This is a genomic window from Pengzhenrongella sicca (assembly GCF_017569225.1).
GTDB lineage: Bacteria > Actinomycetota > Actinomycetes > Actinomycetales > Cellulomonadaceae > Pengzhenrongella > Pengzhenrongella sicca.
The window spans coordinates 229,080-242,646 of record NZ_CP071868.1; the positions used below are offsets into that span (position 1 = coordinate 229,080).

The window sequence follows — 13,567 nt, forward strand, 5'->3', positions numbered from 1 at the left end:
CCGCTACAGCCCCGTCCCGATGGCCTCCGCCTGCTGCTGGATGGCCGTGGCGGCCTCCTGCGGATCGAGCCCGCTGCGCGTGACCTTCTCGAGCTCGGTGTCGATGACCGTCGCGATCTGCTCCCAGTTCGGGATCGACGGGGGCGCGACGGCGGTCTCGAGCTGCGTGCCGAAGATCGCGAGCTGCGGGTCGGTCGCGAGCGTGCCGGTCTCCCAGGCTTCCGGGACCGACGGCAGGTCGCTCGTCGCCTCGTACCAGGCCGCCTGCGTGTCCGGCTGGCTCAGCCACTCGATGAACTTCCACGCGCCGTCGCGGTTCTCGGCGTTCTTGAACACCGCGAGGTTGCTGCCGCCGATGAACGACGCGAGCTGCTCGCCCGCCGGCAGCGGGGACAGCGTGAAGTCGGCGTAACCGGCCTCCTCGAGGATGCCGATGTGCCAGGGGCCGGAGACCATCGCGCCGAACTCGCCGGCGATCAGGGAGGACTCGAGCGTGCCGACCGGGACGTCCACGGGGGCGACGCCGTCGGTGAAGAAGGACTGGTAGTAGGTGAGCGCGTCGACGACCTCGGGCGTGTCGAGCGTGATGTTGCCCTCGTCGTCCAGGATCTGCGCGCCGGCCTGCCACGCGAACGGCATGAACGTCTGCCACGCACCCTGCTGACCGGCCTGCAGCGTGATGCCGTAGTCCGCGCCGGCCGCCTGGATCGCGGCGGTCGACGTCTTGAGGTCGTCCCAGGTCGCCGGCGACGGCGACACGCCGGCCGCCTCGGCCGCGGCGGTGTTCGTGTAGAGCACGCGGGTCTCGACGTACCACGGCATGCCGTACGCGACGTCGTTGACGATCGTCGTGCCCCAGGCCCCCGGGAAGAACGAGGTGCCGTCGATCGTGTCGGGCGTCGGGTCGAGCGCGCCGGTCGACGCGAACTCGCCCATCCAGGTCGTGCCGACCATCGAGACGTCGGGCGTCTGGTCGGCCGCGATGGCCGTCGCGATCTTGTCGTGCGCCGCGTCCCACGGGATCGCGGTGACCTCGACCGTGGCGTCGGGGTTCTCGGCCGAGAAGGCGTCGGCGAACTCGCCGAGCTTCTCGCCCTCGGTGCCCATGGCCCACACCGTGATCGTTCCCGTCGCCTCACCCTCGGCGACCGGGGCCGCCGACATGTCCTCGGCCGGGGCGTCGTCGCTGCGTCCGCAGCTGGTCAGGGCGATGAGCGTCGTCGCCGCGGCGAGCGTGGCGACAGTGACACGCAGGGGCTTTCTCATGCGAGGTCTCCTTCAGGGGTGGGATCCGCAGCTCGACCGGATCACCAGATCGGCGGTCAGGACGATGTGCCGCGGTGCGGTACGGGTGCGGCTGATGCGCTCGTCGAGCACCTCGGCCGCGTTGGAGCCGAGCAGCCGCATGGGCTGCCGGACGGTGGTGAGCGCGGGCCGGGCATGGCGGGCGGCCATGATGTCGTCCCAACCGGTGATCGCGACGTCGACGCCGACTCGCAGGCCGGCCTCCTCGGCGGCCACGATGGCGCCGAGCGCGATCTCGTCGTTCGCGCACACGAGCAGGTCGGGCCGGCGCGGGCCGGCGAGGACGGCGCGGGCGACCCGTGCCCCCGACTCCTCGTCGAGGTCGCACGGGGTCAGGTCGAGCCGCGTCCCGGACCCGGCGAAGCCCTGGAGCACGCCCGCCCAGCGCTCGGCCACGTCGTGGGACGCGTGCGGGGAGCCGAGGAAGCGCGCGGTCGCGAAGCCGTGCCCGCTCAGGTGGGCGCCGAGGGCGCACGCCGCCGTCGAGTTGTCGACCCGCAGGCTGTCCGCGCCGTCGATCGCGGGCCGGGCGAGCAGGACGACGGGCAGCCCCGAGGTGACGATCTCCCCGACCATCTCGTCCCCGACCGTCCGCCCCAGCAGCACGAGGCCGTCGACGCGGCCCGCCAGGTCGCGCGCGGCGGCGTCGGGGTCCGGCCTGCCGTTGGTGGACTGGATCAGGACGCTCCGGCCGAGGCGGGACGCGGCCTCCTCGTGCCCGAGCACGACCTCCGCGTAGTACGGCCCGGACAGGTCCGGGAAGACGATCCCGTTGGCGGCGTGCCGCTGCTGCGCGAGGGAGGTGCCGAGGTAGCTCGGCCGGTATCCGAGCTCCTCGACGACCCGGAGCACCTTCGTGCGCGTCGACTCCGCAACGGGCGCGGAGCCGCGCAGCGCGCGCGAGACGGTGGCGATGCCCACGCCGGCGCGGCGGGCGACGTCGTAGATGGTGGCCGGGTGGCCGGGCGCCGGGGCGGCACTCCGGCCAGTTCCATCGACCGGTGTGCCGCCCCGACCCGGTTCGCGAGCCGCTTCCTGACCCGTGCTCGAACCGGTCCCCTGGCCTGAGGAAGACGCCTGCCGCGGCACGGCATCGTCGTCAGGAAGCGCTTTCATATGACGAGGATCACATGAATTCGCCAAGTTTAGCAAATGGAAAATTCACGAAAGAGTATGAACTCGGGCAAAGGCGACATGCCACTTCGGGTCCGAGCGGGCGCCGGTACGCTGAGGCCCTCCCCAGCAGCTCTCTCGGCAGGCACTCGATGACCAGCACCGCTGAACGTCCGTTCCTCGACACCGTCGACCACGCGGCGGTGACCCCGCAGTCACCGCAGCCCTGGGCCGACCTCGGGCTCAAGCCCGACGAGTACCAGCGCATCCGCGACATCCTCGGCCGGCGGCCCACTGCGGCGGAGCTCGCGATGTACTCGGTGATGTGGTCCGAGCACTGCTCGTACAAGTCATCCAAGGTGCACCTCGCCCAGTTCGGCGAGAAGACGACCGACGCGATGCGCGAGCACCTGCTGGTCGGCATCGGCGAGAACGCAGGAGTCGTCGACATCGGCGACGGCTGGGCCGTGACGTTCAAGGTCGAGAGCCACAACCACCCGAGCTTCGTCGAGCCCTACCAGGGTGCCGCGACCGGCGTCGGCGGCATCGTGCGCGACATCATGGCGATGGGCGCGCGCCCGATCGCGGTCATGGACCAGCTCCGGTTCGGCGCGATCGACCACGCCGACACCCCGCGCATCGTGCACGGCATCGTGTCCGGCGTCGGCGGGTACGGCAACAGCCTCGGCCTGCCGAACATCGGCGGCGAGCTCGTCTTCGACGCCTCCTACCAGGGCAACCCGCTCGTCAACGCGCTGTGCGTCGGCAAGATGCGGCACGAGGACATCCACCTGGCGAACGCGTCCGGCGTCGGCAACAAGGTCGTCCTGTTCGGCGCGCGCACCGGCGGCGACGGCATCGGCGGGGTGTCGGTGCTCGCGTCCGAGACCTTCGACGAGCACGGGAAGTCGGCCGCGAAGCGCCCGAGCGTGCAGGTCGGCGACCCGTTCCAGGAGAAGGTGCTCATCGAGTGCTGCCTCGAGCTGTTCGCCGCGCGGGTGGTCGAGGGGATCCAGGACCTCGGCGGCGCCGGGCTCTCCTGCGCGACGTCTGAGCTCGCGAGCGCCGGCGACGGCGGCATGCACGTCGACCTCGACCTCGTCCCGCTGCGCGACCCCTCGCTGCGCGCCGAGGAGATCCTCATGTCGGAGTCGCAGGAGCGGATGATGGCCGTCGTCGCGCCCGACAAGCTCGACGCGTTCCTCGCGATCACCGCGAAGTGGGACGTCGAGACCGCGGTGCTCGGCGAGGTCACCGAGACCGGGCGGCTCGTGATCGACTTCAAGGGCGAGACCGTGGTCGACGTGCCGCCGCGCACCGTCGCGCACGACGGCCCGGTGTACCACCGCCCGTTCGCGCGCCCGAGCTGGCAGGACGGCCTCGCGGCCGACACGGTCGACGCCGCCGGCCTGGCCCGGCCGTCGACCCCGGCCGAGCTGCGCGCGACGCTGCTCGCGCTGCTCGGCTCGCCGAACCTGGCGTCCAAGGCCTGGGTCACCGACCAGTACGACCGCTTCGTGCAGGGCAACACCAAGCTCGCCCAGCCCGACGACGGCGGCGTCGTGCGCGTCGACGAGACCACGGGCCTCGGCGTCGCGCTGGCCACCGACGCGAACGGCCGGTACACCAAGCTCGACCCGTACACCGGCGCGCAGCTCGCGCTCGCCGAGGCGTACCGCAACGTCGCCACGACCGGCGCGCGTCCCCTCGCGGTGACGGACTGCCTCAACTTCGGCTCACCCGAGGACCCGGACGCGATGTGGCAGCTCGCCGAGGCCGTGCGCGGGCTCGCCGACGGCTGCCTCGTGCTCGGCATCCCGGTGACCGGCGGCAACGTCTCGCTCTACAACGGCACGGGCGTGCCCGGCCGCATCGACTCCTCGATCCACCCGACGCCCGTCGTCGGCGTGCTCGGGGTGCTCGACGACGTCGCGAAGGCGACCGGCTCCGGCTGGACCCACCCCGGCCAGTCGGTCTACCTGCTCGGGGTGACCCGGCCGGAGCTGGACGGCTCCGCCTGGGCCGACGTCGCGCACAGCCACCTCGGCGGGGTGCCGCCCCGGCTCGACCTCGCGGCCGAGCGGACGCTCGCCGAGATCCTCATCAACGCCTCGCGCGACCACCTCGTCGACGCCGCGCACGACCTGTCCGAGGGCGGCCTCGCGCAGGCGCTCGTCGAGTCGTCGCTGCGCTACGGCACGGGCGTGCGGGTCGACCTCGAGGCGCTCTGCGCGCGCGACGGCGTCACGCCGTTCGAGGCGCTGTTCTCGGAGTCGACGGCCCGCGCGATCGTCGCGGTGCCCCGCTCCGAGGAGGTCCGGTTCGCCGACCTGTGCGGCGCGCGCGGGTTCCCCGTCCTCAAGCTCGGCGTGACGGCGGACGAGCCGTCCGCCGCCGCGGCCGGCGACGCTGGTGCGGACGAGGCAGGCGAGCCCGGTCGCGGCGCGGCGGTCGAGGTGAGCGGCCTGTTCACGCTGCCGCTCGCCGAGGCCCGGGCGGTCGCGGACGCCACCCTCCCGCGGTACTTCGGCTGACCCCGAGCGGGCGGGTGGGCGCCATGACCAACGTGGTCGAGATCGCCGTCCAGGACGTCGCGGGCGTGCGCATCGCGCAGGCGGCCGGCGCCGATCGCGTCGAGCTGTGCGTCGCGCTCGCCGCGACGGGCGGACTGACCCCGCCGATCGGTCTGATCGAGGTGGCCGTCGCGACCGGCCTGCCGATCCATCCGCTCGTCCGCAGCCGCCCGGGCGGCTTCTGCTACGACGGCGTCGAGCTCGACGTCCTGGTGCGCGACGTCCGGGCAGCGGTGCGCGCGGGCGCGGCGGGCGTCGTCGTCGGCGCCTTGACGCCCGACTGGGCTGTCGACGTCGAGGCGATTCGCGCGCTCGTCGACGCCGCGGGCGGGGCGGGCGTGACGTTTCACCGGGCGCTCGACGTCGTCGCGGACGCGCGCGGCGCGCTCGACCTGCTCGCCGAGCTCGGGGTGACGCGGGTGCTGACGTCCGGGGCGGCGCAGGCCGCGATCGACGGCCGCGCGAACCTCGAGCTGCTCGCGGCGCACGCGGCGAGCACGGGCGGGCGAGTGCAGGTGATGGCCGGCGGCGGAGTGCGCGTCCAGGACATCGGCGCGCTGTTCGGCGCGGGGGTCGACGCGGTGCACCTGTCGGCGCGGCGGGCGGCGCCCGGCGCCGGCGCGTCCGGCCCCGGCGGCGGGCCGGACGGCTACGACATGACCGACGAGTCGATCGTGCGCGCGGCCGTCCAGGCGGCGCGCTCGGCGCCCGCCAGCGGCTGACCTCGGCCCGGCGGGCGAAAATTCCGTGGCGTTCGCGCGGGCGGCCGGCCTAGCGTCGGCTCATGGACAGCCTGACGGTCGGCTCGCAGGTACGCGTGGTGCGCGTGGATCGCGGCGCGGTGCTCGTCGTGCCCGCAGACGCGGCGAGCGCGCGCGGCCTGCCGGTGCGGGTCGAGCTCGACCGGGACGGGCTCGTGCCCGGTCCGCAGGGGCTGCGGTGGGCCCCCACGGTCGGCGACGTGGCGGTGTCGCGGCCGCGCGCCGACGGCGTCCCGCACCTTGCGGAGCTGCTGCCGCGGCGGACCGAGCTCGTGCGGGACTCCGCCGGGTCGACGTCGCGGACGCAGGCGCTCGCGGCGAACGTCGACGTCGTCCTGGTCGCCGAGCACCTGGACCCCGAGCCGGACCTCGGCCGGATCGAGCGGCTGCTGACCCTCGCGTGGCGGTGCGGCGCTCGGCCGGTCGTCGTGCTCACCAAGGCCGACCTCGTGCCCCGGGCGTCGATCGTGGCCGCCGAGGTGACGGCGGCCGCGCCCGGGGCGGACGTGCACGTCGTCAGCGCGACCGCCGACACCGGCCTCGAGCCCCTGCGTGCCCTGCTGCGGCCCGGCGTGACGCTCGTTGTGGTCGGGCCGTCGGGTGCGGGCAAGTCCACGCTCGTCAACGCGCTCGCTGGGGCCGAGGTGATGAGCGTCGGGGACCGGCGTGCCGACGGTCGCGGGCGCCACACCACGACGCACCGTGAGCTCATCGCGCTCGACTGCGGGGCGTTCCTGATCGACACGCCGGGGCTGCGCGCGGTCGGGGTGGTCGCCGACGCAGCGGCGGTCGAGGCGACGTTCCCCGACGTCGCCGAGCTCGCGCTGGCGTGCCGGTTCGCTGACTGCGCGCACGAGAGCGAGCCCGGCTGCGCCGTGCGGGCGGCGCTCGAGTCGGGGGAGCTGCCCGAGCGCAGGTTCGACAGCTGGCGGCGGCTGGCGCGCGAGGCGGCGTGGCAGGCCCGCCGGTCGGACGCACGTCTCGCCGCGCTCGAGAAGGCGCGCTGGAAGCAGAAGACCGCCGAGTACCGCCGCGAGGTGCGCGGACGCTGACGGCGTCTCGCCGCAGTGACCCCGCCAGTGCCGCGGCCGGCAGTCGTCCGCGCGGCGTGCGGCCCACCCCGCGCGGAGCACGTGATGTGAGGTGCCCAATCGGTCCAGAGTGACGTCCCAGCACCCCCACCAGCCCCACCCGTCACCTGCTCCGCGCGGAAGGTGCGGGATTGGGGGCGAACTTGGCTCGCGGGTGAACCTGCCCGACGCGCGAGTGACGGGTGGTGCCCGTGGGAGACGTGAGGCATCACGTGAGTCACGTGAGTCACGTGAGTCACGTGAGTACCCGGCGCGTCGGTGCGGTTCACCTGCCCCGGCGATGCCCTGCTGCCCGTCCCGTCGACGCCCCGCCGCCCGTTCCGTCGACACCCTGCCGCCGCCGCCGCCCACACGTACCCGAGTCCGCGGCGCCGTTAGCCTGGGCGCATGCCTCCCCGCCGTCGGACCGACCCCGCCGACGGGCGCGCAGCGCTGGCCGTGTGGCGCGCCGACCCCGCCGCCGCGCCCCGCGCGGCGACCCGGACCGCAGTGCGGTTCACGCTCGAGGAGCTCGCGGACGTCGCCCCCGGGCATGCCGTCGAGGTGCGCGTGCCGCCCGACGGCGCGGTGCAGGCGGTGCCCGGCCCGCGGCACACCCGCGGCACGCCGCCGAACGTGGTCGAGACGGATCCGGCCACCTGGCTCTCGCTCGCTACCGGGCTCCTGACCTGGGCCGACGCCGTCGGTCAGGGTCGGGTCTCCGCGTCCGGCGAGCGCGCCGACCTCACGGCCTTCCTGCCGCTGCAGGCTGCGCGGCGCCGGTAGGGTCAGATGCCGTGACCAGCCAGGAGCCGACCCCGACGCCCGACCGTGCGCTTCCCGACGCCGAGCTTCCCGTCGCCGAGCCCCCAGCCGCCGAGCTTCCCGACACCGAGCTCCCCGACGCCGAGCCCCGAGCCGCCGAGCTTCCCGACGCCGAGCCCCCGGTCGCCGAGCTTCCCGACACCGAGCTTCCCGACGCCGAGACGCTCGACCGCATCGCCGAGCCAGCTACCGTGCGCCGTGCGCCCCGGTACGCGGCGTTCATCCGCGCCGGGGTCCTGCTCGGCGCCGTCATTGGCTGGCTGCTCGCGGTGCTGTTCCCCGTAGCCGGTGACGAGCCGACGGCGGCCGTGACCGCCATCTGCGCGTTCACGCTGGCCTGCGTCGGGGCGCTCGCCGGCGCGGGGCTCGCGGTGCTCGCGGACCGGCGCGGCTGAGCTCGCCGGGCGTCCGGCGGGGCGGTGCCTGCCGGTGCCGGACGGGCGCCTGTGCAACCATTGACTCGTGGCCCCCCGCGGAGACGGACTTCTTTCCCACGAACTGCTACCAGGTGAGAAGGGCCCGCAGGATGCCTGCGGGGTCTTCGGAGTCTGGGCACCCGGAGAGGAGGTCTCCAAGCTCGCCTACTTCGGCCTCTACGCGCTCCAGCACCGCGGGCAGGAGTCGGCCGGCATCGCGACGTCCAACGGCGAGCAGCTGCTCGTCTACAAGGACATGGGCCTGGTCTCCCAGGTCTTCAACGAGACCGCACTGAACGCCCTCACCGGTCACCTCGCGATCGGGCACACGCGGTACTCGACCACGGGCGCGAGCACGTGGGAGAACGCGCAGCCCACGCTGGGCGCGACCGCTGGCGGGACCATCGCCCTGGGGCACAACGGCAACCTCACCAACACGGTCGAGCTCGTCGACCTCGTCGCCGAGCGGTACGGCTCGCAGCGGCGCGGCGAGCTCGCGCGGGGCAACACGACCGACACCGCACTCATCACGGCGCTGCTGACGGGGGACCCGGACCACACGCTCGAGGCCACGGCGCTCGAGGTGCTCCCGCGGCTGCGCGGGGCGTTCTGCCTCGTCTTCATGGACGAGCGCACGCTGTACGCCGCCCGCGACCCGCAGGGCGTGCGCCCGCTGGTGCTCGGCCGCCTCGAGCGCGGCTGGGTCGTCGCGAGCGAGAGCGCCGCGCTCGACATCGTCGGCGCGTCCTACGTCCGCGAGGTCGAACCGGGCGAGCTCATCTGCATCGACGCCGACGGGCTGCGCAGCTCGCGGTTCGCGCCCGTCGACCGGGCCGGCTGCGTCTTCGAGTACGTCTACCTCGCCCGGCCCGACACCTCGATCGCCCGCCGGTCCGTGCACTCGGCCCGCGTCGAGATGGGCCGCCAGCTCGCGCGCGAGTTCCCGGTCGACGCCGACATCGTCATTCCCGTCCCGGAGTCCGGGACCCCGGCCGCGGTCGGGTACGCCGCCGAGTCCGGCATCCGGTTCGCGCAGGGCTTGACCAAGAACGCGTACGTCGGGCGCACCTTCATCGAGCCGTCCCAGACGCTGCGCCAGCTCGGCATCCGGCTCAAGCTGAACCCGCTGCGCGAGGTCATCCGCGGCCAGCGCATCGTCGTCGTGGACGACTCGATCGTGCGCGGCAACACCCAGCGCGCGCTGATCCGGATGCTGCGCGAGGCGGGCGCCGCCGAGGTGCACGTGCGCATCTCGTCACCGCCGGTGAAGTGGCCCTGCTTCTACGGGATCGACTTCGCCTCGCGCGCCGAGCTCATCGCCACGGGGCTGACGCCGGCCGAGGTCGGCGCCTCGCTCGGCGCCGACTCGCTCGGCTACATCTCGCTCGAGGGCATGGTCGCCGCGACGGAGCAGCCGAAGTCCCAGCTGTGCACCGCGTGCTTCACCGGCTCGTACCCGATCGAGCTGCCGCCGTCGGCCGCGCTCGGCAAGCACCTGCTCGAGCAGTCCGAGCTGCCGCTGGGCGCCCCCGAGGACGGGCTGCACACGCTCGTCGGCACGACCGGTGGCGCGACGGCGCTCGAGCAGCCGTGACCTCCGCACCCGCACCGCACGCCCGACCCCAGGAGCCTCAGATCGCCATCACCTACGCCGACGCCGGCGTCGACACCGACGCGGGCGACCGCGCCGTCGAGCTCATGAAGGCCGCCGTCGCGCGCACCCACGGGCCGCAGGTCCTCGGCGGGGTCGGCGGCTTCGCCGGGCTCTTCGACGTGAGCGCGCTCAAGGCCTACGACCGGCCGCTGCTCGCGTCCTCGACGGACGGCGTCGGCACGAAGGTCGCGATCGCCCAGGCGCTCGACAAGCACGACACGATCGGGTTCGACCTCGTCGGCATGGTCGTCGACGACATCGTCGTGTGCGGTGCGGCGCCGCTGGTCATGACGGACTACATCGCCTGCGGGCACGTCGTGCCTGAGCGGATCGCTGACATCGTCCGTGGCATCGCGGCCGCCTGCGAGGTCGCGGGCGTCGCGCTCGTCGGCGGTGAGACCGCGGAGCACCCCGGGCTGCTCGCGCCGGACGAGTACGACGTCGCGGGCGCGGCGGTCGGCGTCGTCGAGGCCGCCGACCTGCTCGGGCCGGCCAAGGTCCGCGAGGGCGACGTCGTGCTGGCCATCGGATCCTCCGGGCTGCACTCGAACGGCTACTCGCTCGTGCGTAAGGTCATCGAGGTCGCCGGCTGGGCCCTCGACCGCGACGTCCCCGAGCTGGGCCGCACGCTCGGCGAGGAGCTGCTCGAGCCGACCCGGGTGTACTCGGCCGACCTGCTCGCCGTCGCGCGCGACGCGAGCGCGCAGGTGCACGCGTACAGCCACATCACCGGCGGCGGTCTTGCGGCCAACCTCGCGCGGGTACTTCCCGTGGGCCTCGCGGCCACGGTCGACCGGGCGTCGTGGACGATCCCGCCGGTGTTCGAGCTCGTCCGCGGCCTCGGTAGTGTGCCGTGGGCCAGCCTCGAGGCGACGCTCAACCTGGGCGTGGGCATGGTCGCGGTGACCGGGCCCGACGGCGCTGACGCGGCGGTCCGGCTGCTCGCGGCGCGGGGGCTGCCGGCGTGGGTCCTGGGGGTCGTCGGGTTCGACGACGGCGCACGGGGCGCCGATATCGTGCGGGGGTCCAAGGGTGTGCACGGCGGGGCCGTGCGGATGACCGGGAAGTATCGGACTCAGTAGCCCGCGCCGTCGTATCAGGTTGCTCGCCCGGGCCGCACGAGGCGACCCGGGCCAGGCCTACCGCTCGTCGGTGGCCCACCGCGTATAGGTGTCCGGGTCGGGCTCGTCGTTCGAGTCCGCCACGGGCCTACGGGTGGCTAGATCTGTACCGCCGGGAGATGTGAGCTCTTGCTCCAGCGCCCGGTAGTTGGTGTCCGGGCTGTAGTACTTCAGCTCCCGGGCAACCTTGGTCTGCTTAGCCTTCTGACGGCCGCGCCCCATGGCATCGACCCCCTTACATAGAAGCGGGGCTGGCTCCGTGCTTACACGTGCGGCCCCGGGGTGCTGATCGTCTGTCTGTTCCTTCCGAACTTTACATGGTCCGCAGGTATTCCGACCACCCAACCCGGTGCCCTGCGCCCACGGCCCCCCGCGGAGCGTCGCGCGTGGGTGGCCGGAGCCCGCGGTCGTCGGCACATCGAGGGGCGCGGCGCGCCGCGCGCACCCGGCGAATCGGCCTCACGTCTCTCATGCTGGACACGATTCTGCTGATAGCGAACAGCCTTCCGCTCGGGTCGAGCGCTCGGGTATATGCCGATCGGGCGAAGAGGGCGGGCGTTTGGCCCGGTAGGAGACGTTTGGGTGGATTCGGGTGGTCCCGAAACGGTCTGACTTGCCCCAAGTAGTGGACAAAGGTCCTTATGGGATTCTTCAGGCGTTTGGTACACATGTAGGTAGCACTTATGCATCGGGTGAGCCTTCGTGACCTTCGGAGACATCCGCACAGTCCGGAACCACCGGAGTGCACGTGTCCGTCACCGCATCCACCTGGAGACACCATGGCCGCATCGCCGAGCGAATCTGAGACCCTCCTCACCCCCTCCGAGGTTGCGGCGCTGTTTCGCGTCGATCCCAAGACCGTGACGCGCTGGGCGAAGTCCGGCAAGCTCTCGTCGATCCGCACCTTGGGTGGGCACCGGCGCTACCACGAGGTCGAGGTGCGGGACCTGTTGAACGGGATCCCGGTGCAGGGCACCGTCGACTGACGGCGACCCGCCCCGGACCGAGGTGAGCCGGCACGGCCGCCGGTGACCGCCAGGTCCGAAATCCGCTAGTCCGGCAGCGCCCCGGGGTCGAGAATGGGACGCGTGCCCCCAACCCCCGCGTCGACCCTGCCCGAGCCGGGTGCCGCGTACCGCGCCATCAGCGGGCGCGACCCCCGGTTCGACGGGCGCCTGTTCGTCGGCGTGCTCTCGACGGGCATCTACTGCCGTCCGTCCTGCCCCGCCCGGACCCCGCTGCCGCAGAACTGCCGGTTCTACCCGGCGGCGGCCGCCGCCGTCGCCGCCGGCTTCCGCGCCTGCCGGCGCTGCCGGCCGGATTCCCTGCCCGGCTCGCGCGAGTGGGACGCCCGAGGGGACCTCGCCGCCCGCGCGCTGCGCGCGATCGCCGACGGCGCGATCGACCGGTCGGGCGTCGGCGGGCTCGCGGACTCGCTGCACGTCAGCACGCGCCAGCTGCACCGCATCCTGGTGGCGGAGGTCGGGGCGTCCGCGCTTCAGCTCGCCCGCACCCGGCGCGCTCAGCTCGCCCGCATGCTCATCGACCAGACGGCGCTGTCGATGATCGACGTCGCGTTCGCGGCGGGCTTCGCGAGCCTGCGCCAGTTCAACGACGTGATGCGCGAGGAGTTCGGCGCGCCACCGTCGACGTTGCGGCGGTCCCCGGGCTCGCGGCCGGGGCGGGGGACGGCCGACCGCGCGCCCGTCGACACCGCCGAGCTGACGCTCCGGCTGCGGTACGTCGCGCCGTACGACGCCGCGGGCTGGCTCGCGCACGTCGTCGGCCGCGCGATCCCCGGGCTGGAGCGGGTGGACGACGAGCGCACGGTCACCCGGCTGCTGGCGGCGCCCGGCGGGCCGGCCCGCGTCACGATCGCGTTCGACCCGGGCGGCAAGATCGTCGCGCGGCTGGCCCTGGCGGACCTCGGCGACCTCGCCGGCGTCGTCGTGCGGATCCGGCGGTGGCTCGACCTGGATGCCGACCCGGGCCTCGTCGGGAGCGCGCTGTGCGCGGACCCGCTGCTCGGCCCGCTCGTGGCGCGCCGGCCCGGGCTGCGGATCCCCGGCACGACCGACCCGTTCGAGCTCGCGGTCCGGGCCGTGCTCGGGCAGCAGATCTCGGTCGCGGGGGCGCGGACGCTCGCCGGCCGGCTCGTCGCCGCGTACGGGGCGCCCGGGGTGGACGGGCTGCGGCTGTTCCCTGAGGCCGCGGTGCTCGCGGCCGCGGGGCCGGACGAGCTGCGCGGCATCGGGCTCACGGGAGCGCGGGCCGGCACGCTCGCGCGCCTCGCGGCCGCCGTCGCCGGCGGGCTGCCCCTGACGGTCGGGGCAGACCGCGCGCAGGTGCGCGCGGGCCTGCTCGCCCTGCCGGGCATCGGGCCGTGGACGGCCGACTACGTCGCGCTGCGCGCGCTCGGCGACCCGGACGTGTTCCCCGCGGGCGATCTCGTGCTCCGCAAGGCGCTCGCCGATCTCCCGGGCGGCGCCGGCCACCCGCTGGACATCGCCGCGGCCACGCGGCGCGCGGCCGCGTGGAGCCCGTGGCGCGGCTACGCGGCGCAGCACCTGTGGACGGCGTGGTCCGCCCGCGTCGCCGCCGACGCGCCGGTGCCGGCGTGACCCGGCGGCCGGGGGAGGGGGGGCGTGCGCTGTCCGAAAACCGCGAGCGCGACGTCCGCGCCGCGGGGGAGGATGAGAGCACGGCGGCAGGTCCGAGCAGCCGCACCG

General features: G+C 74.1%; 12 protein-coding genes. 9 read left to right on the forward strand and 3 right to left on the reverse strand.

The features are described 5' to 3' along the window. Positions 1–3 precede the first annotated feature (3 nt). Positions 4–1,266, reverse strand: coding sequence for a sugar ABC transporter substrate-binding protein (locus J4E96_RS00970; protein WP_227423956.1), 1,263 nt, complete (start codon positions 1,264–1,266; stop codon positions 4–6). Between the two features lie 12 nt (positions 1,267–1,278). Then, positions 1,279–2,421 carry a LacI family DNA-binding transcriptional regulator gene (locus tag J4E96_RS00975; protein WP_406620176.1) on the reverse strand — a complete coding sequence of 381 codons (1,143 nt, stop codon included), beginning with the start codon at positions 2,419–2,421 and terminating at the stop codon, positions 1,279–1,281. 149 nt (positions 2,422–2,570) lie between these two features. Between J4E96_RS00975 and purL the strand changes: the two genes are divergently transcribed. From purL to purM, 7 genes are all read left to right on the forward strand, one after another. Continuing rightward, the gene (purL, locus tag J4E96_RS00980) at positions 2,571–4,952 is read left to right on the forward strand and encodes a phosphoribosylformylglycinamidine synthase subunit PurL (RefSeq protein WP_227423957.1); all 2,382 of its coding nucleotides are present in this window, start codon (positions 2,571–2,573) and stop codon (positions 4,950–4,952) included. A gap of 23 nt (positions 4,953–4,975) precedes the next feature. Further along, positions 4,976–5,713 (forward strand): copper homeostasis protein CutC, encoded by a 738-nt coding sequence (locus J4E96_RS00985; protein ID WP_227423958.1) that lies wholly within the window; start codon positions 4,976–4,978, stop codon positions 5,711–5,713. A gap of 62 nt (positions 5,714–5,775) precedes the next feature. Further along, positions 5,776–6,804: a ribosome small subunit-dependent GTPase A gene (gene rsgA / locus J4E96_RS00990; protein WP_227423959.1), complete on the forward strand. Its 1,029-nt coding sequence runs from the start codon at positions 5,776–5,778 to the stop codon at positions 6,802–6,804. Positions 6,805–7,230: 426 nt separating this feature from the next. Then, positions 7,231–7,608 carry a sterol carrier family protein gene (locus J4E96_RS00995; protein ID WP_227423960.1) on the forward strand — a complete coding sequence of 126 codons (378 nt, stop codon included), beginning with the start codon at positions 7,231–7,233 and terminating at the stop codon, positions 7,606–7,608. An 11-nt stretch (positions 7,609–7,619) separates the two neighbouring features. Next, on the forward strand, positions 7,620–8,042 hold the full coding sequence (locus J4E96_RS01000; protein WP_227423961.1) for a hypothetical protein: 423 nt from the start codon (positions 7,620–7,622) through the stop codon (positions 8,040–8,042). Between the two features lie 67 nt (positions 8,043–8,109). Then, positions 8,110–9,657, forward strand: a complete 1,548-nt coding sequence (purF, locus tag J4E96_RS01005) for an amidophosphoribosyltransferase (protein WP_227423962.1) — start codon at positions 8,110–8,112, stop codon at positions 9,655–9,657. Continuing rightward, on the forward strand, positions 9,654–10,799 hold the full coding sequence (gene purM, locus J4E96_RS01010) for a phosphoribosylformylglycinamidine cyclo-ligase (protein ID WP_227423963.1): 1,146 nt from the start codon (positions 9,654–9,656) through the stop codon (positions 10,797–10,799). Before purF ends, purM begins: the two co-directional genes overlap by 4 nt. Before the next feature lie 57 nt (positions 10,800–10,856). Here purM and J4E96_RS01015 read toward each other — a convergent pair whose 3' ends face one another. After that, positions 10,857–11,060 carry a DUF3073 domain-containing protein gene (locus tag J4E96_RS01015; protein WP_227423964.1) on the reverse strand — a complete coding sequence of 68 codons (204 nt, stop codon included), beginning with the start codon at positions 11,058–11,060 and terminating at the stop codon, positions 10,857–10,859. Positions 11,061–11,617: 557 nt separating this feature from the next. Between J4E96_RS01015 and J4E96_RS01020 the strand changes: the two genes are divergently transcribed. Both J4E96_RS01020 and J4E96_RS01025 read left to right on the forward strand, forming a co-directional pair. Further along, positions 11,618–11,824 carry a BldC family transcriptional regulator gene (locus tag J4E96_RS01020; protein WP_227423965.1) on the forward strand — a complete coding sequence of 69 codons (207 nt, stop codon included), beginning with the start codon at positions 11,618–11,620 and terminating at the stop codon, positions 11,822–11,824. Between the two features lie 102 nt (positions 11,825–11,926). Further along, entirely contained in the window at positions 11,927–13,459 is a 1,533-nt protein-coding gene (locus tag J4E96_RS01025) for a DNA-3-methyladenine glycosylase 2 family protein (protein WP_227423966.1), read from the forward strand. Positions 13,460–13,567: the final 108 nt, after the last annotated feature.

Coding starts and splice junctions, on each gene's coding strand:
- J4E96_RS00970 (WP_227423956.1), bottom strand. CDS start 1,266: ATGAGAAAGCCCCTGCGTGTCACTGTCGCCACGCTCGCCGCGGCGACG.
- J4E96_RS00975 (WP_406620176.1), bottom strand. CDS start 2,421: ATGAAAGCGCTTCCTGACGACGATGCCGTGCCGCGGCAGGCGTCTTCC.
- purL (WP_227423957.1), top strand. CDS start 2,571: ATGACCAGCACCGCTGAACGTCCGTTCCTCGACACCGTCGACCACGCG.
- J4E96_RS00985 (WP_227423958.1), top strand. CDS start 4,976: ATGACCAACGTGGTCGAGATCGCCGTCCAGGACGTCGCGGGCGTGCGC.
- rsgA (WP_227423959.1), top strand. CDS start 5,776: ATGGACAGCCTGACGGTCGGCTCGCAGGTACGCGTGGTGCGCGTGGAT.
- J4E96_RS00995 (WP_227423960.1), top strand. CDS start 7,231: ATGCCTCCCCGCCGTCGGACCGACCCCGCCGACGGGCGCGCAGCGCTG.
- J4E96_RS01015 (WP_227423964.1), bottom strand. CDS start 11,060: ATGGGGCGCGGCCGTCAGAAGGCTAAGCAGACCAAGGTTGCCCGGGAG.
- J4E96_RS01020 (WP_227423965.1), top strand. CDS start 11,618: ATGGCCGCATCGCCGAGCGAATCTGAGACCCTCCTCACCCCCTCCGAG.